Below are 23,626 nucleotides of genomic sequence, written 5' to 3' on the forward strand. Positions count from 1 at the left end.
CGGCTCTTCCCACCCACGGGGGTAGGGAGCCTAGCGGGGCAATGCCTCAGAAAACTCCACCGCCCTACCCTGGCTTGGCGTGGCGATCTCGCCTTCCCACATCACGCGGCGGCCGCGAATGACGGTGCCGACCGGCCAGCCGACCACTTCTCTCCCGTCATAAGGCGTCCAGCCGGCTTTCGAGCCGGCCTGCGCATTGGTGATGGTCTGGCGCCGCTTCATATCGACGATGGTGAAGTCGGCCTCGTAGCCGGCAGCGATGCGGCCCTTTCTCGCCATGCCGAAGATCCGCTGCGGGCCGTGGCTAGACAGGTCGACAAAGCGCTGCAAGGTCAGCCGGCCGGCATTGACGTGGTCGAGCATGATCGGCACCAGCGTCTGCACGCCGGTCATCCCCGACGGTGAGGCCGGATAGGGCTTTGCCTTCTCGGCCAGCGTGTGCGGCGCGTGGTCGGAGCCGAGCACATCGACGATGCCTTGCGCAATGCCATGCCAGACGCCATCGCGATGGCGCGCGGCACGCACCGGCGGGTTCATCTGGATCAGCGTGCCAAGCCTGAGATAGTCGTCGGCGCTCAGCGTCAAATGATGTGGCGTCGCCTCGCAGGTCGCGACATCCTTGTGTTGTTCGAGGAACACAATCTCCTCGGCGGTCGAGATGTGTAGAACATGGATGCGGGCACGGGCGTTTCGCGCAATGCGTACCAGCCGTTCGGTACAGCGCAAGGCGGCGATCTCGTCGCGCCAGACAGGGTGCGATGCCGGGTCGCCTTCGATGCGTTCGCCAAGGCGCTCGCGCAGCCGGAATTCGTCTTCCGAATGAAAGGCGGCGCGCCGGCGCGTGTTTCTCAGGATCGACGCCACGCCCTCGTCATCCTCGACCAGCAGGTCGCCAGTGGACGAGCCCATGAAAACCTTGATCCCGGCCGCACCCGGCAGCCGCTCAAGCTCGCCGACATCCCCGGCATTCTCGCGGGTGCCGCCGACCCAGAAGGCGAAATCGCAATGCATGCGCCCCGTGCCGCGCCGGACCTTGTCGGCAAGCGCTGCCTCGCTGGTGGTCAGCGGATTGGTGTTGGGCATCTCGAACACGGCGGTGACGCCGCCAAGCACGGCAGCGCGCGAACCCGTTTCCAAATCTTCCTTGTGCTCCAGTCCCGGCTCGCGAAAATGCACCTGGCTGTCGACGACACCCGGCAGGATATGCAGGCCGCGGCAGTCGATCGTCTCGCCGGCCGAGGCCTGGCGGAGATCGCCGATGGCAGCGATGCGCCCGTCCTTCACGCCGATGTCGCGAGCCCCTTCGCCGTCATGGTTGACCACTGTGCCGCCTGTCAGGATGAGGTCGTAGATCATGGCCATGCTCTCTTGCGGGGGGAGTGCCAGCGGCTTACGTAAAGGCCGACCATTTTGCAAGATCAGGTTGCTTTTCCGCCCATGCCCTGTGCCCAGCTCAAAGACCGCGCCCTCATTTCCGTATCAGGTCCGGATGCCGAGCATTTTTTGCAGAACATCCTGACCACCGATCTCGACATCCTGGCTCCCGGCGAAGCCAAACCCGGTGCGCTGCTGACGCCGCAAGGCAAGATCCTGTTCGATTTCCTGATCTCCCGCACCGGCGAGAATGCATTCCGGCTCGAATGCCGTGCCGACATATCGGACGATTTCGTACGCCGGCTGACGCTCTACAAACTGCGCGCCAAGGTCGAGATTGCCAAATCCGATCAGGCGTTTGTCACCGTCGCGTGGGGACATGAATCAACACCCTCACAATCTGATTCAACGGCGGCCGCCGACACACGCTTTCCGAAGGGTGCCGTCACGCGTTCCTATGGCGAAACGGATGAGCCCGGCGATCTTGCCGCGTGGCAAGCCTTCCGCATTGTCGGCGGCATTGCCGAAAGCGGCAGCGACTACCAACTCGGAGACGCCTTCCCCCACGATGTGCTGCTGGACGAAACCGGCGGCATCGGCTTCAAGAAGGGCTGCTATGTCGGCCAGGAGGTCGTCTCGCGCATGCAGCATCGCGGCACGGCCAGGCGGCGCGTGCTGATTGCATCGGCCGACAGGCCCCTGCCCGCGCCCGGCACCGAACTGACCGCCGCAGGCAGGCCGGTTGGCACGCTCGGCTCGACCGTAGACACGACCGGTCTGGCCATTGCGCGCATCGACCGGGTCAAGGCGGCGCTCGATGCCGGCCAGCCGATCATGGCCGGGGACGTTCCGTTAACGCTGGCCATTCCCGGTTGGGCAAAATTCGCCTTCCCGCAGGAAGCCGTCAGCGCGGAGGAGGCCTGATGGCGGCCGACCGCGTCGGCGCGCCGGCACGCGCCTGGCAGCGCATGCTGTCGGGCCGCCGGCTCGATTTGCTCGACCCCTCGCCGCTCGACATCGAGATTTCGGACATTGCGCACGGGCTCGCCCGCGTTGCCCGCTGGAACGGCCAGACCAGCGGCGAGCATGCGTTTTCGGTCGCCCAGCACTCGCTGCTGGTCGAAGCGCTGTTCTGCGACCTGGTGCCCGAGGCTTCGGCCGACGCCCGGCTGGCGGCCCTGCTGCACGACGCCCCCGAATATGTCATCGGCGACATGATCTCGCCGTTCAAATCGGTGATGGGCGGCAGCTACAAGGATTGTGAGTTACGGCTGCAGCGCGCCATCCATCTGCGCTTCTCGCTGCCTCCGGAACCAAGTGCTGCGCTGCGCAAGGAGATCAAGCGCGCCGACCAGATCGCCGCCTATTTCGAGGCAACGCTGCTCGCCGGCTTTTCGACCGCCGAGGCGACCGAGTTCTTCGGCCGTCCGCGCGGCTTCAATGCCGACCGCTTCGATTTCACGCCACGTTCGGTGACCTGGGCGCAGAACGCGTTTCTGAAACGGTTTTCGGCGATCGAGACGTCGCGGCATCAGGTTTCGGCGACCGCAATCGGCTAAAGCGCGTCGCGCTGAAACGGATTCACGCGACGCGCTTTAGGTCTTTGTCTTTATGCATGTCATTCCCCCAAAACCGAGGTCACTTTTGGGCGACATGCATTAAAACGCTAAATTAACCAGCGGCGACCACAGTAGCTTGTTCGATCACGGTCCGCAGGCGCGCTCATGCCCGTCGCTGATGCCAAGGATGGTTCGGCCGTCCCGAAACGGGAGGCCGAAGGCATGGACCGCTCCCGCCACATGGAAGACGAACTGCGGGAGCAGAACCAACGCTTTTCGGCTGCGGTCGAGAACATGTCGCACGGCCTGTGCATGTTCGACGCCGACGAGCGGATGATCATCTGCAACGGCAACTACCTACACATCTTTTGCCTCGACGCCAGGGTGATAAGGCCCGGCATCCGGTTCCTCGACATTCTGCGCCACAGCGTCGATATCGGCGTCGCCTCGCAAACCGCCGACGAACTCTACGCCATCCGCAAGCCCTATATCGATCAGGCAAAGCCCTCGACCTACGAAGAAACACTGTCGGACGGCCGCATCGTCAGCATCTCGCACCGCCCTCTGGCTCTGGGCGGCTGGGTTTCGATCTATGAAGACATCACCGAGCAGCGCCGCGCGCAAGAGGATCTCAAGGAGCAGCACCGCCGCTTCGACGCAGCGCTCGCCAACATGTCGCAAGGCTTGCTGATGTATGACGCCGACGGCAAGATGATCGTGCGCAACCGGCGTTTTCTGGAGCTCTACAAGGTCACCCCGGCGGACTTTCCGCTTGGAACGACGCACCGCGACGCGCTCGAACGGTTGCTGGAACTCGGCATCTATACGAAGATCGATGTCGACAGCGAAGTCGCCAAGACCGAAGCCTGTCTGGCGGCGGCAAAAATGCATTCGGCCTATCGGCATCTTACCGACGGCAGGACGGTTTTGGTCACACGTCGGCCGATGGATGGCGGCGGCTGGGTGGTGACCTTCGACGACGTCACCGAACGTCGCCGCACCGAAGAGCGCATGACCCATCTTGCGCATCACGACACGCTGACGGGATTGCCCAACCGCTCGATGTTTCGCGAACGGCTCGACCTTGCGCTGGAGGACACGGCGGCCACGCCGCTGGCGATCTTCTCGCTCGATCTCGATCGCTTCAAGGCAGTCAACGACACCTGGGGACATCCGGCCGGCGACTGGCTGCTGAAGAGCGTGGCCGAGCGGCTGCAGCGCTGCCTGCATAATGAAAACGACGTCGTTGCCCGCTTCGGTGGCGACGAGTTCGTCATCATCCAGGTCAATTTCAAGGGCATTGCCAGTGCTGAAAAACTCGCGAAGCGCATCGTCGAGACAATCGGAAAACCGTTCCGTGACAAGAGCCGCGAGATGCATATCGGCATCAGCCTGGGCATCGCGGTTTTCCCCGACGACGGCGGAGATGCCGACACGCTGCTGAGGAACGCCGATACAGCGCTTTACCGGGCGAAGAGCGAAGGCCGCAATCTGTATCGGTTCTTCGAACCCGGAATGGACGCAATGGTACAGGCACGGCGTGCGTTGGAGGTCGACCTCGGGACCGCACTGTCGCGCCAGGAATTCGACCTCGATTTCCAACCCATCATGAACATCGCCTCCGGCGAGATCGTCGGCGCGGAAGCCTTGATGCGCTGGCATTCCCCAGAACGTGGCATGGTGGCGCCGGACAGCTTCATTCCGGTCGCCGAAGAAACCGGATTGATCGTGCCGCTTGGAGAATGGGCGCTGAGGAAAGCCTGCACGGCGGCGGCACGGTGGCCCGCCGGCCTGCGCGTCGCGGTCAATGTCTCGGCCGTGCAACTTAAAAGCGGCAGCTTCGCCCGCAGCGTCATCTCGGCGCTGGCTTTCTCCGGCGTGCCAGCCGGTCGGTTGGAACTGGAGATCACCGAAACCGTGCTGATGGATGAAAGCGAGGTGGTGCTAAGGACGCTGCGGCAGTTGCGTGAACTCGGCATCCGCATCGCGCTGGACGATTTCGGCACCGGCTATTCGTCGCTCGGCTACCTCAGGCGTTTTCCTGTCGACAAGATCAAGATCGACCGTTCGTTCATCCACGATTTGGGCAATCGCGACACCGCGGCGATCGTTCGCACCGTCATCGGGCTGGGTGCCGAGCTTGGCATCACTGTCACCGCCGAGGGGGTCGAGACCGAGGTGCAACTCGACATCCTGCGCAGCAATGGCTGCACCGAGGCGCAGGGCTTTCTGATCGGCGCGCCGTCACAGGCGGCCGAGATCCACCGCCTGTTGAGATCCCGGGCGCCGCACAGCCAGACCGGCTAGGCCGGCCATCGTCAATGCAGCGTCTCGATGTACTTTTCGTGGAAGCTGACATAGCCGGGCTCGACCACCTTGAGATGCCGCTCGATCAGCGCATGAAACCGCGGCAGTTGATGAAACGGCACGCCGGGATAGGCATGATGCTCGGCATGGAACGGCATGTTCCACGCCAGCTTGCGGACCAGCCAGTTGGTCAATGTGGTCCTGGTGTTCTCCAGCATGTTGGCGACCAACGGACAACGACCGTGCTCGGCCAAGAGATAGAGGCGCAGAAACGGCTGCCCCAACAGAGCGGGCAAAATCCAGACATAGACAAGCACCGAGAGCCGGAAATAGACGGCCAGCAGAAGGAGCACGGCATAAAAGGCAATCATGGCGCGTGCCTCGATGCGCACCTTGTCATAGCCCTTTGGCGGAACGTAGCTTTCGCGACCACGATCCGCGGCGTTGGCATAAAGCGTCTTGATGTGGCCCCACCATAACGGGATGCCGGATATGTGGACGAGGTATTGCCGCCATGTCTCCGGCTTGGGGAACGCCAGTTCCGGGTCATTGTCGGGATCTTGCGTGTATCGATGGTGGGCAAAGTGGAAGTAGCGGAACCAGTCCGCCGGCAGCGCGATCGCCAGGCTGCACACCCGCGCCACGAGATCGTTCAGCCGTTGCGCCTCAAAGGCCGTGCGATGAACCGTCTCGTGCAGCAGCGTGAACAGGAACACGATGAGGAGACCTTGCGGCAGCATCAGCAGCGGCCAGAACGGCACTTTGGCGGCGATCAGCGATCCGAGGATCACGATCGCACCCCAATGAGCGGCAAGCTGAACGAGGCCCGCGGCATCAGACTTGGCGGTCAGCCGGTTGCGCTCCTCCTGCGTCAACGATGAAATTACGTCGCGATGATCCACGGGCTTTGATCCAGGCTGGGATTTGATAGAATCCACTGTAGCGCATGAAAAACCTTTCCAAAAATGACGATTTCTGCGATTTAGATAAGCTGAACTTATCTATTCGGTGATCATGGCCGTACTTCCCTCTCTCAAAGGACTTCAGGCTTTCGAGGCTGCGGCCCGTACAGGCAGCTTTGCGGGGGCGGCGGAAGAACTTTCTGTATCGGCCGCCGCCGTGAGCCAGCTCATCCGCACCGTCGAGGAGCAGATGGGCCGCAAGCTGTTCCATCGCGTCAATCGGCGCGCCGTCCTCACCGAGGCCGGCGTCGAGATGCTGCCCAGGCTGACCATGGCCTTCCAGGAGATCGGCAGCGTCGCGCGCCAGTCGGGCGGCGATGCGTTCCGCCCGCGCCTTGTGGTGTCGGTGCCGCCATCCATGGCCATGGGTTGGCTTTCGCAGCGTCTCGCCGGTTTTGTCTCGAGCCATGGCGCCGTCGACATATCGCTCAGAGGCGACGACGACCCGGTGCCGTTCGACCGTGAGCTGATCGACATCAGGCTCTCCTATGGGCCGCATTATCGCGAGCACCCCACCGAGGATATCGTCCAGGACGCGGTCTATCCCGTGTCTGCACCCGGGCTGGCCGGCACGATCAAACCCGAAGGCCTCGCCAGCCTGCCGCTCATCCACACCGGCTGGGGCCCAACTGGTGCGTCCTTTCCGTCCTGGCACAACTGGTTCCAGGCGGTCGGCATCGAACCCGGCCGGGCAGCGCAGCGCGGCCTCTCGGCCAACTCATCGCGCGCCGCACTCGACCTTGCCATTTCGGGATTGGGCTTGGCGCTGGCGCAAGGAATCTACTGTGCCGAGGCGCTGGAAGACGGCCGGCTTGTCAGGCCCCTCGCCCAGGCACTGGAGCTGCGCCAGCCCTATTGCCTGACGATCCCGGAGCGCAGCGCCAGGCGCGATGTCGTGGCGGCGTTTCGCCAGTGGCTGATCGACGAATGCCGGCGCGCGGTCGGCTCGCCGGCACTGCGTTGACGTGACACGCGGCGATGGTCAGAGGTGTCCGCTCAATGCCTCAGCCATGTCCTTGTTTGTCGCCACGGGAATGATCTCGAATTCCACCAGATCCGCCCATTCGATGACCCAACGCTGCAGCAGCGTGACGTCATCGGCCTCCACCAGCAGGAAGCAGCGGCTCATGTCCGCCGCGATCCAGCTGTGGCGCACGAGAAGCTCGTCCGGCTTCAGGCGGCCGCGGTCGCGAAAGCGGCGGTAGATCTCCTTGCGATCACAGCCTGTGAAATCCTCGATCACGATAAACTGCATGTTCTACCCCCGATCAAATCACCGCCCCGGCCGGTCCAGCCGCTCCAGAAACCACTGCGTCAGCCGCACCCAGACCTCGTCCTTCTCGCCGGAATCCTCCCAGCCATGGTCGAGGTTGGGATTATCATTCACCTCGATGACGAAGACGCCGTCCTTGGTCTCCTTGAGGTCTACTCCATAGAGCCCGTCGCCGATGCAGCGCGCCGCCTTCACTGCCGTCTCGACGACATGCGCCGGCGTTTCCTTCAGCGTGAAGGTCTTGATGCCGCCTTGGTCGGGCTTGCCGTTGGCCTTGTGGTTGACGATCTGCCAGTGCTTCTTGGCCATCAGATAATGCACGGCAAAAAGCGGCTGTCCGCCGAGCACGCCGACACGCCAGTCATATTCGGTCGGAATGAATTTCTGCGCGATCAGAAGGTCGGAATCCTCCAGCCATTCGGTGGCGAGCGTCTTCAGTTCCTCGAAATTGGCGCATTTTTTGACGCCGCGCGAGAACGACGAATCCGGGATCTTCAGCACCAGCGGAAAGCCCAACGTCTGCGCCGCCAGTTCGAGATCCGAGGTGCCCGCGATCATCACCGTCGGCGGCACCGGGATCTTGTTGTAGGCCATCAGCTCGTTGAGATAGACCTTGTTGGTGCAGCGGATCATCGACAGCGGATCGTCGATGACCGGCATGCCTTCCTGCTGGGCGCGGCGGGCGAAACGATAGGTGTGGTTGGAGATCGAGGTGGTCTCGCGGATGAACAGCGCGTCGTAATTGGCGAGCTTGGCCAGGTCCCGCTTGGTGATCGGCTCGATTTCGACGCCCATCTTCTCGGCGATCTTGGCCCAATGGCGCAGCGACGAGATCTGCGAAGGCGGCAGTTCCTCATGCGGGTCGACCAGCGTGGCGAAGGTGTAGCGCGCCGGCGTGCGGCCCTTGGTGTCGCGCCATTCCCGGTTGGTGTAGGTCTCCATGCACTGGATGAAGCTTTTTTCCTCGTCCTCGGTCATGCGCGCCAGCGGATGGAAACCGATCTTGCGGATCGAGGCCCATTCGGCGCTGTCCTTGATATGGACTTCGAGCGCCGGTGCGCGGAACCAGTCGAACAACAGCTTGGCGAAACGGTCCCAGATTTTCGACGGCCCGATGCCGAAGAAGATGCAGACCTTTTGCGGAAAGGCGCCGCCAAGATCCTTGCGGCATTTGTTGAGCGCCAGTTCCAGTTCCGGCAGCGCGTGCTCATAGAGCTTGCGTTCCGACAGGTCGATCATCGTCTCGACGGTCGGTATCACCTTGTGACCGCGCGAGCTTGCCAGCAGCGAGGCATAGTAGCCGCGGCTCTGGTAGGCGTAATTGTTCGACAGGTTGATGACCTTCGGCCGCTGGCCGCGAAACAATGAGGGATGCGCGAGATAGTCGCGATTGGTGATGATCTTGTGCGGTGTCGCCACCTGGTCGAGATCGCTCTGCCTGCCGGTAAGGATGACCCAGGTCATTATCTGTCACGCTTTCCCAGAGTGATGGCGGCACGCAGTCCATCGCGACCGAACTGCGCCATGTTCATGAAGATGCCGTAAGGCACGGGAATGTTGGCTGCATCAAGGATGGTCTCCTGCCTTTCATCCTCGACCCAAGGGTCGTGGATCAGGATATGGTCGCCGTCATCGCCGATCGCCAGCACCCAGTGCGGCACCTTCTTGCCGAACATCAGGAAGCCGCTGATCAGCACCAGCACCAGCTTTCCTCCAGCGATCGCAGCGCGGATATCGTCGATTGTGAATGCACGGTAATTCACCGGGATGCCGTAAAGTTCCGCGCGTCGGCGAAAGTCGACCTGGGCCAGTTCCATCACCCTGCGCTTGTCCTCACTGCGCACCGATTGCAGGAACAGCGCGCCATAGAAGGAAACGTAGATCTCCACCGCGAGCCCGCTTTCGTAGCCCGAGACAGCGAGGCCGAACGGTTCGCATCCACCGGGACCCGACATCATGAAGACGGTCGTCGCTTCACGCCACAGGCGGATTTCCATGACCGGATCCGGCACGAAGCCGCGATCGAAATTGGCCATCGCCATCATCAGGCAGCACGGGCCGCAGGTGAATTCGCAGGTCTGCGGGTAGAACGGCACCTTGGTGGCGATCGGAATGTCGCCACGCAAGGTCTTTTCGTAGCGAAGTGCCGTTTCGCCATCCTCATAGTAGCCGGGCTCGCGGCCGATCTTGCGATAACCGGCCCGTTCGTAGATGCGGATCGCGCGGCTGTTGTCCTCGCGAACTTCGAGACGCAGCATCATGCGGTCGTGCTCGAAGGCGGCATCTTCGGCGGATCCGAGTAGCATGCGGCCGACACCCAGCCCGCCGAAAAACGGACTGGTCGCAATCGAGTAGAGGCGCGCCACGCCGCTGCCCTTGCGAAACAGCACGATCGCATAGCCGGCCACGCGGCCGTCGACTTCGGCGACCAGCGTCTCGGCGGTTTCACGCTCGATGAACAGTCGGAAGGAGCGGCGGGAAATACGGTCGCTTGAGAAAACAGCCTTCTCGATGGCGGCGAGATCATCGACGTCAGACGCGCGGGCCGTGCGGATCTCGGCAGGCATGCGGCTTCAGAAGACCTCGATTGGTGGTGGAAATGGCCCTACTCGAACACGTCCTTGACGCCAACCAGGGCGTTGGGAAAACCGGCGTCCACCTGGGCGCACGAAGTCCGCTCCACCACCTTGAATCTTCGCCTCGTGTTTCCAAAAACCGTTTCCGATTTCCGGGGCGATGCGACGGCATTCATCAAGCGCTATCGCACCTCGATTAGGGCCGAATTGTGACAAATCCGACGCCGGGCCGGCGGGTGTGAAAGGTCCTTCGGCCGGATCGGCATTCGCGGATCGATGGCACCGGCAAAAGCGATGCCGTTCAGCTTGCCAGCCCGTTTACAAGTTGCGTGTAGGCGCTCCTCGCGACCTCGGCCAACCGCTCGCGCGGCAAGGAGCCGACCACCGCACAGCCATAGCCCTTGTCCAGCCAGTAGACGGCCTCGGGTCCGTCTTGCGCGGCGGCGTAGGTGCCCTTGGCATTCTCCGTCGATTCCGTGGTGACGAACAGCGAGATACGCTGCCCATTGCCGTCCTCGTAAAGCAGCATGGCGGCCTTGCTCTCGCCTGCCGGCAACAGCCGGCCGCCGACCAGCTGGAATCCGTCGGCGGTCAGGTCCGGCGCCACCAGCTTCAGCCCTACCCGGTTGGACAGCCAGGTCTGCAGATGGTCCTTGTCGCTGGCCGGCACCTCGACGGCATGCCGCTTTTCGGCGGCATAGATGACATGGGCCGCGATCGCCTGCTCGGCCAGCCGATCTTCCGCCGGGTCCTCCTGGCCGATGCCGTCGATGCCGGCAAAGTAGCCACCAAGTCCGCCGGTGACCAGAAGCACGGCGGCAGCAGCGGCAAGCCACCAGCGTGAGCGTGGCACAGATGCCTTGACCGGCACCTCGCCAAGCACGACCTTGCGCAACCGCGCAGGCACGGCTTCGTCCAGCACGCCGGCGAAGGCGACCTGCAGCGCCGCCCGGTCGGCGGTGAAGCGGGCGCTCTTGGCCTTCATCTCGGGATTGGAGTCGAGCCAGGCATCGTAGGCCGAGCGCTCATCGCTGGGCAGCTCGCCATCGAGCGCCATGTGGATGTCACGTTCGGAAAAGTCGCGGCGGATCATTTCTCGACGATCCTTATCGCGCGGCGGCGCGCCGTGTCGTCCAGCAACCCGCGCAATTCCTCACGCCCGCGCGCAATGCGCGACATCAGCGTGCCGGCAGGCACGCCCAGAATGTTGGCGGCTTCGGCATAGGAAAAACCTTCGATGGCAACCATGACAAGGGCCGCGCGACGGTCGGGGCTGATCGCCTGCAATGCGTCGATGATCTCGCGCGAGGCAATGCTCTCCACCTGCTCAGCCGGCTGGGCAACGGCCTCGCCCGCCTCCAGCGGCAGCATCGCCGCCTCGCCGCGACGGTTCACCTTGCGCATCTGATCGATGAACAAATGATGCATGATCGTAAACAGCCACCTCCGGGGGCTTTCTCCTGTCTGCCAATTGTCGAGCCGCACAAGCGCCCGCTCGAGGCAATCCTGGACAAGGTCGTCGGCAGCGTCGCGGTCGCGCAAAAGCGAGCGTGCGTAACGGCGCAGGCGCGGTATTTCGCCAAGGATTGCTGCCTTCTTCTCGTCCATGACCGCTGGTTTCGGGGTCGCCCTTGTTGATACCGATTGAACGCGCCTTCCGGGCGCGGCGCAAGCGGCCAGCGCGAAGCGGTCTCCCACCCCGGTCACCCAAGCAATGAGATAACGAGCCCATTGGCCGATTTATTCCCGGCCGGGGTGAAATCTTATTGTTCTTGCTTGCCTTTATCCGTTTTCCTTCGCCGCCCGTGTCAAAAGCCGCTGATAGAACAGGCCGATACCGATCAGAACCGCGCCGAGGCCGATGAAGGATAGCGCCCGGAGTACGCCTTCCAACTCCGACATGTCGAAGATGAAGACTTTCAGCACGGCGATCGCGATCAGCGCGGCCGAAGCGATGCGCAGCACCTGCGATTTCAGCCAGACGCCGGCTGTGAGCAGCGCAACGCCAATCACCAGCCAAAGCGCCGAATAGGTATAGGTTTCCAGTTGGCCGAGGCCGCTCCACAAGCCGATGAACTCGCCCTTGAACAGGCGCCTTACCGACAGCGTGGCATAGGCGAAGGCAAGTGCGGCAGCCACCACGGCCAGCATCTGCGCATACCATTTTGGCCGCTTGTCCCTGGCGTAGAGCGCCAGTCCCCCGGCGGCGACCGCCGGCAGGAGATAGGCGAGGAACAACAGGTTGAACATCGGGATGCGGCCGGTCGATTCGTCTGTGAAAAGCGGGTTCAGCACCACGAAGTGCCGGATGACGATGAAGCCGACGGAGATTACGCCGACGGCCATCGAACCATAGCGCAGCACCGAGCTTGGCGAGCGCATGTCGATAGCGACCAGGATTGCGCCGGCACCGATGGCGATCAGGGTGTAGATCGACTGTTCGGCGAGCGTCATGGCACCCGTGTCGATGACGCCGCCATGCATGGCGTGGCGCACCAGCATGGCGAGCGTGAGCAGCGCAAACAGTGCCGCTGCCGCCTCCATGGCAAGGCGCGGCCGGCCATTCGTGGTGCGCGCAAGCTGCCAGGCGGCGAAGCCGAAGGCCAGTGCCGGCACGCCGTAGCCCGGTAACAGCCAGTTGAACACCGGGGTCGTCGACAGGAACCCGGCGCCGACAATGGTCGGGTCGAAGGCGACGCGGCCAAGCACCGCGATCACCGCACCGACCGAAATCCAGCCGAGCACCGGATAGGAGCGCCAGCGCGTGGCCAGCGCCGGCACGACGGCCGCCGCACCGAGCAGGATGGTGGTCCAGCCGGAATCGAAAGCCATATGCATGAGCAGGAGCCCGGCGATGGCCGCGCCGCCCAGGGCAAACGACACCGGGACACCCCCCTTGAGCGGCGGCTCCTCGGCCCGCGCGATCCACTCGCCGCCGGCAGCGAAAACGACGACCAGCAGTGCCGCTGCGACAGCGTAGACAAGGTCACGGTCGAGATTGCCGAAAGTGAACCAGAGCGCCAGCAGGACGACCAGCGGAACGATGACGCCCCACGCTGCCCATGAGGCCGCGCGGATTTGCATCCCGGCGGCAAACCTGCGCGCCGCCCAGAAGCCGGCGCCGATGAAGACCAGGCCGAGTGCGATGCCGATGCGCAAGGTCAGCGCATTGGACGTGGCCACAGGCAGTTCATCACCGCCCAGGGCGCCGCCCGAAAAATCGGAAGCGATCGAGGTTGGCGGGATGATGCCGAGATAGATCAGCACCGTGACCAGTCCCGCGGCATAGAGGAGCGGCAGCGCCAGCGGACGATAAAGCGCGACGACCACCATCGCGGCGATCACCACGGCGCCCGGCAAGGCGTAGCCGGCGGCAGCGAAGGCCGGGTCGACCGACAGGCCCAGCGCCGAGAATGCGACGAACAGGCCGGGCACGATGGACGGCCAGTCGAAAGCCCTGGCTGGTCCGGTTTCGTCGTCACGGCGAGCGAGCCAGACAAGGGCGAGCACGGCCAGCGTGACGGCGTCGATGAACAGGATGGCAGAGAGGTTCGCCCCCGGCGCATCGGTCATATAGAGGATGGTCCAGACACCGGTGCCGAAAAAGGCGGCCGCCATCAGTAATTTCCAGTCGCGCATGCGGGCGATGACCCCGGTCGCTGCGAGCACGATCGCGAGATAGCCGAACAGCGCCCAGGGACTGGGTGCCTGCGAGGCGACCAGCACTGGCGTCACCATGGCGCCGACAAGGCCGATGCCGGCCAGCGTCTGGCCATGGACAAGGGCTGCCGCGATCGTCGCCACGCCGATGACGCCGAGCAGCGTGAAGGCGAGTGCCGGGCCGATGAAGCCGTAGATGCCATGCGCGGCATAGACGGTGCCGAACAGGATGAAGGCACCGGCTGCCGTCAGGATCGCTGGAATATAAGCGCCGGCGGCCCCTTGCACCGGCACCTTGAAGCCGGTGCGACGGATGAATTCGCCGCCGGCGACCAGCACAAGGCCGAGCACGCCGGCCATGGCCAACCGCACGCCGGGGCCGAAAATGCCGGCTTCGATGGTGTAGCGGATCAGGAACAGGCCGCCCAGCGCCAGCGCGATGCCGCCAACCCAGACCGCCCAGCGGGTACCGAGCGCGGTTTCGACGTCGGATTGGCGGGCAGCTTTCGCCGCTCCGGGAAGCTCCGCGGGTTCCACCGCCTTCGGTGCCGGTTCTGGAGCGGTCCACGGCCTGGAGACGATCTCGCCGGTCGAGTCTTCCGTTTCCGTGGCTGGCGCCGGTGCGGCGACCGGCTCGCTTGTCGCTGGAGAGGGAATGTCGGCCGCTGCCGCAACGGCTGGAATCACATCGGCGGGTGCGTTGTCGGCCACCGCCTGTTCGGACGGCTTGGCCGCCGGCGGCACGGCTCCCGAAAGCACAAGGCTGCGCAGCGCGCCAAGCTCGCGCTCGACAAGGCCGATGCGGCTCTGCTGGCGCGAAATGATGACGAACAGGGCGATGATGGCGACAAGGCCGATCAGGCTTTCAAACATGGCGGTTCCCCCAAACCAGGCCAGTTTTCACTGACATCCGTCGTACTGACATGCAAATGCGGCGGCCAAACGGCCAGAAAACTCAGCGCGCCGCCAGATTGGCGGCCGGAAAGATCGAGCATGTTTCGGTGCCGAAAGCCAGCAGCTTGCCGCCACCATCCTTCAGCGTCGCTTCCGACACCGCCAACGTGCGGCCCTTGTGAACAACCCTGCCCTCGCACACCACCTCGCCGGTCTTCGGCGTGATGGGCCGCGTCAAATTCACCTTGAACTCCGCCGTGGTATAGGCCTCGCCCTTTTCGAGCAGCGTCTGCACGGCGCAGGCCAGTGCCGAATCGAGCAGCGTCGCCGCCCAGCCGCCATGCACGCTGCCCAGCGGATTGAGATGGCGCTCGCTCGGCATGCCACGAAAGACAGCACGCCCTTCCGAGACTTCGGTGAGCGTGAAATTCAGTTGAAAGGAAATCGGCGGCGCCGGATACTTACCGTCGACGATGCGCTGCAGCAATTCCAAACCGGTGTATTTCAGGATGTCGGCATGCGGAATGGTGCCGAGGCCGAGCGGTGAGACCCGGCCAGGATAAAGTTCGACCTCGCTCATGTGATGATTTCTCTGGCTGGGGCCCCGCCAGCTATGGCCCTGCCGCGCGCGTGATGTTTGCGCAAGGCGGCGAGGAAGCCGGTACGAGCGTCCGGCGGCTCGATGCCGCGCGGCTCATAGACGTGGCGGGTGAAAAAGAAGCCGGTCAGGCGGAAGGCGTCGTCGACATCAGCCGGATCGGCGCGCAGGCCGGAGCCGCGCTGCAGGAAGGCCGGCAGAGCCAGCATCTTGTCGCGCCACGGCAAACCGGCTTCGCGCGATACCGCGCGTCCCGACTTCGGCGAAACATAGGCCAGGTCCTGTCGCGTGCCGGTGGCGGCGCATTGGCTGAGATCGAGGCCGAAGCCGAGTTCGTCCAGCACCAGAAGCTCGAAGCGCGCCACCAGTTCGCCGGCAACATCGGCATCGTCGAGATGGACGATCATTACGGCAAGCGTTTCGTAGAGACCTTCATGCGCATCGCGCTCGGGCAGCAGGCGCAGATGCGCGGCCATGGTCTGCAAGCCGTAGACGGCGACGGGGCTGTCCATCAACCGGGCCGCGTTCATCTCGATCGCCTCGGCCTGGAACGTGCCGAGATGTTCATCAAGGCGCGCACGCCACAGCAGGTCGACACGGTTGCCGGGCTGGAGCACGGGCTGCTGCTTGCGCGAACGGCCGCCGCGAACAAGGCCAAGATGCCGGCCATGCGCGCGCGTCATCACCTCGAGAATGGCGCTGGTTTCGCCATGCTTGCGGGTGCCGAGAATGATTCCCTCGTCGCGCCATTCCATTTCAGGAGCTTTTCACCGATCGGGTGGCGAAATCAAGGTATGGGCTTGGCTCCTGGGTAACTCTCACACCAATGCATAAAAAACCGCCCGCAGCGATGTGCTGCGGGCGGGCTGGTGAGGTCAGTCGATCTGCTAGAAATTGCGCTGGAAGCGGACGATGCCGCCGACGCTGCTCTTCTTGTCGGCCTTGGTCCAGTTGTTGAAGTCGAAGTCGTCGAATTTTCCTGCATTGAGGTAATCGACTTCAGTCGTGACCGTAAAGCCGGGCACAATGGTATAGGCAACGTTGGCAGCGACGCCGAGGTTCTTCCAGTCGTCATAGGAAATCTGGGCGTTGAACGAGGTCTTCTCGTTGAACTTGTAGGTGCCGCCACCCCAGACTGCCCAGTTACCGCCCCACGGCTTGTATTGGGTACGGCCTGTGCCGAAGTCGTTGATGTTGTCGTTGGTGCCGTAGCCGCCCATGACGAACAGCGTCAGTTCCTTGCTGACGTTGACGTCCAAACGGACCTTGCCGGCCACTTCCTCATAGTTGCTGTCATAGGCCACGACGCCAGTGATCGCACCCCAGTCGCCCTTGTACTTCAAGCCGCCGACGACATGCGGAACATAGCTGTCGATGGTGTTGACGGCGGTGCCTTCCTCAAGCGAGACCACGCCCGTGAAGCCGCTGCCAGCGTCGAAGTAATAGCTGATGAGATTGGTATCCTTGACACCATACGGGATGAGCGTGTCCTGGATGACATTGCCGGCATAACCGATGAACTGGTCGTATACCGTTTCATCCTTACCGACGCGCAGGCCACCGAGCTGGATCCAGGCGAAATTGAGGGTGGTGGTCTTGTTGCCGGCCTGCCAGCCGTTGTTGGCCGGGGTCTGGTCGGTATAGTCGCCGGAGGAGTTGCCGAACTGGAAGCGAGTTTCGGTGAAGGTTTTCAGCGTGCCGAGCTCGGTTTCCTGGCCGGTATAAGTCCTCAGCGTGAAACGCATGTTCTTATACCAGGTGTCGTTCGTTCCGCCGTCCATGTGATCGGGAACGTTGTTGGCGCCATCGAGCGAGCCGGAATCGCCGACGCCCATATCGTAGCGGAGATAACCGCCGATGCGCAGGCAGGTCTCGGTGCCCGGAATATAGAAGTAGCCGGCGCCGTAGACGTCGCAAATCTTGACGTATTCGGCCGGTTCCGGTTCGGCGACGACGACAGCGTCGGCGGCGCGCGCGCCGCTGGCCGCGATCAGGGCCGCGGCTGAGCCGAGAAGGAGGCTCTTGATGTTCATTTTCTGACCTCTCCAGTCATAGTTTTAAATGGCTTCGGATTTGTGGCTGGCGGCAATGTTTTCCCGCCTCACCCCCACAACGAAAAAGGCTCACACCGCTCGCCCTTTTCAGCGGCGAACATACCCATCGATCATCTGCCTTCAATGACCATTTCCGAAATAATGCCAATTCCGTGAACAGATTAATTCTGTGTTGCACAAATAACACTTGTCGTTATGGCGAATGGCACAAGTGGCACAACGTCACATATTGAATATATATACGGGATACTTTCGCGGCTAAATATAATTACAACGTTTTATATTTCTAAGAAGACCGCACAATGTGGAATATCTACCTGGTTTTCGCCGACATCGACCTGAATCTTGCCGGCCCCTCTATCGCCAGGTGACGCCCATTCGCCAATCCCACTCTGATGCCGAGGCGAAAAGCGGGATGACGCTTCCAAGCCTGTCTGCTTCTTCCAAGACGATCGAAACCCTGGAGCGCTGTGGCGTCCCCGATTGTGACAGCAGCCAAACGTTCAAAACGATTCCTCCGTGACGCCTCTCAGTCGACCTTGGCGACACGGGCGACGTGGTCGTCCGCCTCGATCAGGCGGATTGGCACTCCCGGGAAGCATGGCGTCGGTCGGAATGTCCCTGGTCGCGCCATGCGACGGCGGATGTTTGGCGACGGGACTGGGTTTTGGTTGGCTAGAGCGGCTTATCGTTCGGCGCTTCACGCTCGCGCGCGCGGTCGGCAAGGACTTCATCTATTACGTGACAGGATTTCTCAACCTCAACAGGGTTGGTGTCGATCTGTCCAGCGACCGTGATCAGCGCCTTCCAAAGCGTCCAGCCACGACCGCGCGCCCACATCGCCCCGTCGGCCGGAAGGCCGGCACGAAACGCCTCCCGGCTTTTGCCTTCAAACAGCGTCCACGCAATCGCCAGATCGCAGGCGGGATCGCCGACGCCGGAGGTTCCGAAGTCGATCACCGCGCTCAATCGGCCTTGCCTGACCAACAGGTTTCCCCAGCTGACGTCACCGTGGAACCAGACCGGCGCACCGTGCCATTGTGCGGCAAGTGCTGCCTCCCACACCGCACTGGCTGCGGCCGTGTCGATCTTGTCTTCGAGGGCGGCAATCGCTTGCCGGGCCTCGCCATCGTAGACGCTGAGTGCTCCACCGCGAAAGAAATTGTGCTGTCCCGGCGCCGGTCCACCGGTGGCATCGATACGCTGAAGGGCGACCAGGAACGCGGCCAGGTCGGTCGCAAATTGCGGCAGGCTGGCAATCCGCTCGCGCTCTGCCGTCTCGCCTTCGATCCAGCGGTAGACGGACCAGTGCCAGGGATAGCTTTCGGCCGGAACTCCCATCGCCAGCGGCACCGGGATCGGCAGCGGCAGCAGAGGTGCGAGCCTCGGCAGCCAGCGATGCTCCTTTTCCACCTGCAGGGAATAGGCCGCGGCGCTTGGCAGTCGCACGGTCATCTCGCCGCCCAGATGAAAGGTCCTGTTGTCCCATCCGCCTGATGCAACCGGCCTGACCGGAAGATCCTTCCACTTGGGAAATTGCGTGGCGATCAATCGGCTGACAAGCGTTATGTCGATGTTCGGCTTGCTGACCATCGAGCCTAGCGCGGAAACTCGAGCCCCATTTCGCGGTAGCGCTCGGGGTCGTCGCCCCAGTTCTCGCGCACCTTGACGAACAGGAACAGGTGCACCTTCTGTTCGAGGATGCCTGCTATCTCCATGCGCGCCGCCTGGCCGATGGCGCGGATGGTCTCGCCCTTGTGGCCGAGAACGATCTTCTTCTGGCTGTCGCGCTCGACATAGATGGTCTGGTCGATGCGCACCGAGCCGTCCGGCTTCTCTTCCCATTTCTCGGTCTCGATATGCGAGGAATAGGGCAATTCCTGATGCAGCCTGAGATAAAGCTTCTCGCGCGTGATCTCGGCCGCGAGCTGGCGCATCGGCAGGTCCGAGATCTGGTCTTCCGGATAGTACCAGGGACCGACCGGCAGAGACTCGGCCAGATAATCGAGCACGTCCTTGCAGCCGGAACCGGTCAGCGCCGACACCATGAAGGTGCGCTTGAACGGCACCCTTTCGTTCGCTGCCGCCGACAGAGCCAGCAGCGCTTCGTGCTTGACGCGGTCGACCTTGTTGAGGATCAGCACCATCGGCTGGCGCACATCCTTCAGCCGTTCGAGGATGGCGTCGGCGTCGCCCCTGATGCCGCGCTCGGCGTCGATCAGAAGCAGTACGATATCGGCGTCCTTGGCCCCACCCCAGGCGGTGGTCACCATCGCCGTGTCGAGCCTCCGCTTCGGCTTGAAGATGCCGGGCGTGTCGACGAAAACGATTTGCGCATTGTCATGCGTGGCGATGCCGCGCACGATGGCGCGGGTCGTCTGCACCTTGTGGGTGACGATCGACACCTTGGCGCCGACCAATTGGTTGACCAAGGTCGACTTGCCCGCATTGGGCGCGCCGATCAGCGCGACAAAGCCGGAATGCGTGGCGGCGGCTGTGGTCGCCGGCTCTTCGGTAGCGGTCATGCCGCGCTCCCTTCACTGGAGGGCCGCGAGCCCCCCGATTTTTGGGCCGATGCGGCGGCCCAAACGCCTTCGCGCACAAGAAATGCCGAAGCCGCCGCTTCTTCGGCCGCCCTGCGCGAGCCGCCGGTGCCGCTTATCGGCGCAAAGCCGCGGACCTGCAAGGATACAGTGAAGACCGGCTGATGGTCGGGTCCCTCGCGCTTGTCGATCACATATTCGGGTCTGATATCGCTGGTCTTGGCAATCCATTCCTGCAGATCGGATTTCGGATTGAGCGGCTTTGCGATCACCGTATGCGAGCGCGGTTCCCAATAGCGCAGGACGAACCGCCGCGCGGCCTCGATGCCACCGTCGACGTAAACCGCCGCAATCAGCGCTTCGACCGCATCCGCCAGATAGTTTCCGCCCGAGCCGCGCGACCGCATCTTCAAGGCAGAATCGGCGCGGACCAGATCCTCCAGCTGCATTTCGATGCCGATTTCGGAGCAGGTCCGCGCATCGACCAGCGCATTGAAGCGCGGCGCGATTTCACCTTCCGGCGCATCGGGAAATTTTTCGAAAAGCATATCGGCGACGACAAGCCCGAGCACGCGGTCGCCAAGAAATTCAAGACGCTGGTTGTTGGTGGCCGCCTTGACCGCACTGGAATGCGTCAAGGCGGTCTCGAGCAAACGGATATCCTTGAAGACGTAACCGGTCTTGGCCTTCACCAAACCGGCCAGTGTTTCGCCTGTCGGGCGCTTCAAAGCCATCAATTGACGAAGTGGAACAGGCGCGAAGCGCGCATCAGCGACGGCCATTTCCAGATTTCGAGAGGGCTCGCCTTGCCGGCGATCGAGAAGAAGACAAGATTGGCGCGGCCAACCAGATTTTCCGCGGGAACGTAGCCGACGGTGAAACGGCTGTCGGCGGAATTGTCCCGGTTGTCGCCCATCATGAAATAGTGGCCGGGCGGCACGTCGAATTCGCGGGTGTTGTCGCCGATCGAGTTCGAATTCAGGTCAAGCGTGTCGTAGCTGACGCCGTTGGGCAGGGTTTCGCGATAGACATCGATCGGGCGCGATTCCTCGGTGATGTCGGGATTGTCGATCTGGCCTGTTTTCACGCGCGGCACGCCGACACCGTTGATGAAAAGCTGGCCGTCCTTGACCTGGATCTTGTCACCCGGCAGGCCGACAACGCGCTTGATGTAGTCGACGGACGGATCAGGCGGGAACTTGAAAACCGCCACGTCGCCGCGCTTCGGCTCGGAGCCCCAGATGCGGCCCGAAAAAATATCGGGTCCGAAAGGCAGCGAATAGCGCGAATAGCCATAGGACCATTTGGTGACGAACAGATAGTCGCCTTCCAAAAGCGTCGGCCGCATCGATCCCGATGGGATCGAAAAAGGCTGGAACAGCAGCGTGCGGATGACCAGGGCGAGCAAAAGCGCCTGGACGATGACGCTGACGGTCTCGCCAAGCCCGCCGGATTTCTTCTCGGATTTTTCAGCCACGCTCATGTCGTCCTCGATTGTGCGTTGGATGGTATAGAGTCTCGGCGCGCGCTGGGCAACGTCAATGCCGGTCGTCAGAGGCAATCAATGTGGCGCTTCTTCGACGGGCAGCGCCTCGATGATCACAAAGGCTTGAGCGAGCGGGAAATCATCCGTGATGGTGAGGTGGATTGCCGCCCGATGGCCCTTTGGCAGGATTTTGTCCAGCCTGGCCTGCGCTCCTCCCGTCAGCGCCATGGTCGGCGCGCCACTGGGCAGGTTGACGACACCCATGTCGCGCCAGAACACGCCCTGCGCCAGTCCGGTGCCCAGCGCCTTGGCGCAGGCCTCCTTGGCGGCGAAACGCTTGGCATAGGAGGCCGCGCGGGCGCGTCGATTGTCCGAACGCGCCTGTTCGATGTCGGTGTAGATTCTCTTGACGAAGCGCTGGCCGTGACGCTCCAGCGATTTCTCGATGCGTCTGATGTCGATCAGGTCGCTGCCGATGCCGATGATCATCGCGCAGTGGAACCGATGCTTGCGCCGGGATGGGACGATTGCGCATGCCGGCTTGCGCGCTCGGCCAGGCGTTTGCGCCGCTGTTCGCGGAAAGCGTTCATACCCCAGCGCGTGATGGCGTAGAACAGCAGCCCGAAGATCAAGCCGAGCGGAACCGCACCGATCAGCATCGGTTCAAGGACCGGTTTCCACAATTGCGCGAAGGAGAGGTTGTGCAACATCTCGCCCAGATGCGCCGGCGGCCCATGTGTCGGCAAACGGTCATGCAGGATGAGCTTGCCCGTTTCCCACGACGCGCCCCATAGCAACGGGAAGGTGAGCGGGTTGCCGAAAAAAACCGCGCCAAGCGCCGCCGCCACCAGATTGCCGGCGATCACCCAGCACAGGATGGCAGCGATGATGAAATGGAAACCGACGGGGAAGAATGAAGCGAAGACACCGGCCGCAACGCCGGCCGCCACCGCATGCGGTGTCGCCTTCAGCCGCAGGATGCGCTTGGAAAAATACTGGAGCGAGCGCGAAAACGAGCGGCGCGGCCAAAGATAGGTACGCACCCGCTCATAAAGGCCATCAGGCTTGCGGCGTCGAAATAGCACTCTGTTCCCGTTCCACAGCGCCCGCAACGGCACCTTCAGCCGGGCGTGGCAGCCACATCTTGCGCTTGACGATCACCCTATGGCAATCGGCAGCTTATATAACAACGCGCTGGCGCAAGAACAACCAAACACCTTTTGTGCCGCGCTTGTCGCCGCCCTTCGGGGCCGCAGGTCTTGCTTCGAACATTGGACAATCGCGGCAAATTTAAGGAACGGCAGTCGCATCGCCGAAAGGCACAGCGCCGCCAGCGGCTACGGCAGGTATTCGCTGACCTCGACCAGATTGCCGTCCGGGTCGCGGAAATAGACCGACATCATCGGACCTCGGGCCCCGATACGTTCAACCGGGCCGAGTTCCACCACCACACCATTGGCCGCGAGCCGCGCACGGACCTCATCCAGTGGCCGCTCGGTGATCAGGCAGAAATCACCTGATCCTGATGTCGGCGACTTCGCCTTTGGCTCGAAAGTCCGGCCGACCTCATGCACATTGATCTTATGGCTACCGAAAGCCAGTGCCGTCGGTCGATCGGCCGCGTCGATGCGCTCAAAACCCAGCACGCGCTGGTAAAACTCACAGGTCACTTCCAGCGAAGCGACCGTCAGCACGAAATGATCGATGCCGGCGATCATTTCCAATTTGTCTTCACGCATGTCGGCATGCCCCGTCAGATGTTGCGGCTGCCGGGCTTGATCGCCGGGATGGCGGCAAGCTCCGGCGGCAGCCGGTCGGCCGGATAGGCCGGGACCTCATACTCGGCAAGCGCGATGAGCGGCACGCCGACATCAGTCTTGCCGGCCGAACGGTCGATGATGCAGGCCGCGGCAACCACCTCGGCGCCAAGATCGCGCAGGCACTCGATGGTCTCTCGGATCGACAGGCCGGTGGTGACGATGTCCTCGACGATGACGACACGCGACCCCCTGGCGATCTCGAAGCGGCGCAAGCGGAACTCGCCCCCTTCCCGCTCGACCCAGATCGCCGGCACGCCGAGATGACGTGAGGTCTCATAGGCCGGGATCAGCCCGCCGATCGCCGGGCCGACGACATAGTCGATCTTGCCGGGCACGCCTGCGCGGATCTTCTCCGCCAGCGCCTTGCACAGAAGCTCGGTCTTGTCGGCATGCATGAACACGCGCGCCTTCTGCAGGAAGACCGGACTGCGCAGGCCCGAGGTCAAAATGAAATGCCCTTCCAGAACAGCACCCGCCTCGCGGAAAATGCCCAGCACTTCATCGGTGTTCATGTCTGCCT

The 23,626-nt window shown here is 62.8% G+C and carries 23 protein-coding genes; 4 read left to right on the plus strand and 19 right to left on the minus strand.

All coding sequences use genetic code 11. The features are described from left to right. Positions 1–30 precede the first annotated feature (30 nt). Positions 31–1,362: a dihydroorotase gene (locus AC0NIL_RS24375; RefSeq protein ID WP_063167701.1), complete on the minus strand. Its 1,332-nt coding sequence runs from the start codon at positions 1,360–1,362 to the stop codon at positions 31–33. 75 nt (positions 1,363–1,437) lie between these two features. On the opposite strand from AC0NIL_RS24375, the gene ygfZ reads away from it, so the two are divergent. The 3 genes from ygfZ (at position 1,438) to AC0NIL_RS24390 (ending at position 5,240) form a co-directional block, all read left to right on the plus strand. Next, positions 1,438–2,298, plus strand: a complete 861-nt coding sequence (gene ygfZ / locus AC0NIL_RS24380; RefSeq protein WP_473574122.1) for a CAF17-like 4Fe-4S cluster assembly/insertion protein YgfZ — start codon at positions 1,438–1,440, stop codon at positions 2,296–2,298. Next, positions 2,298–2,933: an HD domain-containing protein gene (locus AC0NIL_RS24385; protein WP_013532569.1), complete on the plus strand. Its 636-nt coding sequence runs from the start codon at positions 2,298–2,300 to the stop codon at positions 2,931–2,933. The genes ygfZ and AC0NIL_RS24385 overlap by 1 nt, the downstream gene beginning before the upstream one ends. 165 nt (positions 2,934–3,098) lie before the next feature. Continuing rightward, positions 3,099–5,240 carry a putative bifunctional diguanylate cyclase/phosphodiesterase gene (locus AC0NIL_RS24390; RefSeq protein ID WP_473574121.1) on the plus strand — a complete coding sequence of 714 codons (2,142 nt, stop codon included), beginning with the start codon at positions 3,099–3,101 and terminating at the stop codon, positions 5,238–5,240. Between the two features lie 11 nt (positions 5,241–5,251). On the opposite strand, the gene AC0NIL_RS24395 is transcribed toward AC0NIL_RS24390, so the two are convergent. Then, complete coding sequence (locus AC0NIL_RS24395; protein WP_473574120.1) at positions 5,252–6,142, minus strand: fatty acid desaturase family protein; 891 nt, start codon at positions 6,140–6,142, stop codon at positions 5,252–5,254. A 112-nt stretch (positions 6,143–6,254) separates the two neighbouring features. On the opposite strand from AC0NIL_RS24395, the gene AC0NIL_RS24400 reads away from it, so the two are divergent. After that, the gene (locus AC0NIL_RS24400) at positions 6,255–7,166 is read left to right on the plus strand and encodes a LysR substrate-binding domain-containing protein (RefSeq protein WP_473574119.1); all 912 of its coding nucleotides are present in this window, start codon (positions 6,255–6,257) and stop codon (positions 7,164–7,166) included. A gap of 18 nt (positions 7,167–7,184) precedes the next feature. Here AC0NIL_RS24400 and AC0NIL_RS24405 read toward each other — a convergent pair whose 3' ends face one another. From AC0NIL_RS24405 to pyrE, 17 genes are all read right to left on the minus strand, one after another. Next, positions 7,185–7,445: a DUF3303 domain-containing protein gene (locus AC0NIL_RS24405; protein WP_473574118.1), complete on the minus strand. Its 261-nt coding sequence runs from the start codon at positions 7,443–7,445 to the stop codon at positions 7,185–7,187. A gap of 30 nt (positions 7,446–7,475) precedes the next feature. Beyond that, entirely contained in the window at positions 7,476–8,939 is a 1,464-nt protein-coding gene (locus AC0NIL_RS24410) for a RimK family protein (RefSeq protein WP_473574117.1), read from the minus strand. Further along, positions 8,939–10,042 carry a peptidase C39 family protein gene (locus tag AC0NIL_RS24415; protein WP_127257394.1) on the minus strand — a complete coding sequence of 368 codons (1,104 nt, stop codon included), beginning with the start codon at positions 10,040–10,042 and terminating at the stop codon, positions 8,939–8,941. Before AC0NIL_RS24415 ends, AC0NIL_RS24410 begins: the two co-directional genes overlap by 1 nt. Before the next feature lie 310 nt (positions 10,043–10,352). Beyond that, positions 10,353–11,144 carry an anti-sigma factor family protein gene (locus tag AC0NIL_RS24420; protein ID WP_473574116.1) on the minus strand — a complete coding sequence of 264 codons (792 nt, stop codon included), beginning with the start codon at positions 11,142–11,144 and terminating at the stop codon, positions 10,353–10,355. Further along, the gene (locus AC0NIL_RS24425) at positions 11,141–11,659 is read right to left on the minus strand and encodes an RNA polymerase sigma factor (RefSeq protein WP_013532577.1); all 519 of its coding nucleotides are present in this window, start codon (positions 11,657–11,659) and stop codon (positions 11,141–11,143) included. Before AC0NIL_RS24425 ends, AC0NIL_RS24420 begins: the two co-directional genes overlap by 4 nt. 174 nt (positions 11,660–11,833) lie before the next feature. Continuing rightward, the gene (locus tag AC0NIL_RS24430; RefSeq protein ID WP_473574115.1) at positions 11,834–14,584 is read right to left on the minus strand and encodes a DUF2339 domain-containing protein; all 2,751 of its coding nucleotides are present in this window, start codon (positions 14,582–14,584) and stop codon (positions 11,834–11,836) included. Between the two features lie 82 nt (positions 14,585–14,666). Then, positions 14,667–15,185 carry a PaaI family thioesterase gene (locus tag AC0NIL_RS24435; RefSeq protein ID WP_013532579.1) on the minus strand — a complete coding sequence of 173 codons (519 nt, stop codon included), beginning with the start codon at positions 15,183–15,185 and terminating at the stop codon, positions 14,667–14,669. After that, entirely contained in the window at positions 15,182–15,958 is a 777-nt protein-coding gene (recO, locus tag AC0NIL_RS24440; RefSeq protein ID WP_473574114.1) for a DNA repair protein RecO, read from the minus strand. Before recO ends, AC0NIL_RS24435 begins: the two co-directional genes overlap by 4 nt. A 132-nt stretch (positions 15,959–16,090) precedes the next feature. Continuing rightward, a complete protein-coding gene (locus tag AC0NIL_RS24445; protein ID WP_473574113.1) occupies positions 16,091–17,236 on the minus strand; it encodes a porin in 1,146 nt (381 codons plus the stop codon). Between the two features lie 696 nt (positions 17,237–17,932). After that, entirely contained in the window at positions 17,933–18,850 is a 918-nt protein-coding gene (locus AC0NIL_RS24450) for an aminoglycoside phosphotransferase family protein (RefSeq protein WP_473574112.1), read from the minus strand. 5 nt (positions 18,851–18,855) lie between these two features. Further along, positions 18,856–19,782, minus strand: a complete 927-nt coding sequence (gene era, locus AC0NIL_RS24455; RefSeq protein WP_024503067.1) for a GTPase Era — start codon at positions 19,780–19,782, stop codon at positions 18,856–18,858. Continuing rightward, complete coding sequence (gene rnc / locus AC0NIL_RS24460; RefSeq protein ID WP_013532584.1) at positions 19,779–20,534, minus strand: ribonuclease III; 756 nt, start codon at positions 20,532–20,534, stop codon at positions 19,779–19,781. Before rnc ends, era begins: the two co-directional genes overlap by 4 nt. Further along, complete coding sequence (gene lepB / locus AC0NIL_RS24465) at positions 20,534–21,283, minus strand: signal peptidase I (RefSeq protein WP_013532585.1); 750 nt, start codon at positions 21,281–21,283, stop codon at positions 20,534–20,536. The genes rnc and lepB overlap by 1 nt, the downstream gene beginning before the upstream one ends. 78 nt (positions 21,284–21,361) lie before the next feature. Continuing rightward, entirely contained in the window at positions 21,362–21,775 is a 414-nt protein-coding gene (acpS, locus tag AC0NIL_RS24470) for a holo-ACP synthase (protein WP_473574111.1), read from the minus strand. Further along, positions 21,772–22,371 (minus strand): DUF2062 domain-containing protein, encoded by a 600-nt coding sequence (locus AC0NIL_RS24475; protein WP_013532587.1) that lies wholly within the window; start codon positions 22,369–22,371, stop codon positions 21,772–21,774. The genes acpS and AC0NIL_RS24475 overlap by 4 nt, the downstream gene beginning before the upstream one ends. 252 nt (positions 22,372–22,623) lie before the next feature. Then, positions 22,624–23,004, minus strand: coding sequence for a VOC family protein (locus AC0NIL_RS24480; RefSeq protein WP_164753848.1), 381 nt, complete (start codon positions 23,002–23,004; stop codon positions 22,624–22,626). A 35-nt stretch (positions 23,005–23,039) separates the two neighbouring features. Beyond that, positions 23,040–23,618, minus strand: coding sequence for an orotate phosphoribosyltransferase (gene pyrE / locus AC0NIL_RS24485; protein WP_024503071.1), 579 nt, complete (start codon positions 23,616–23,618; stop codon positions 23,040–23,042). Positions 23,619–23,626 lie beyond the last annotated feature (8 nt).

The sequence above is a fragment of the Mesorhizobium sp. WSM1343 genome (assembly GCF_055901535.1).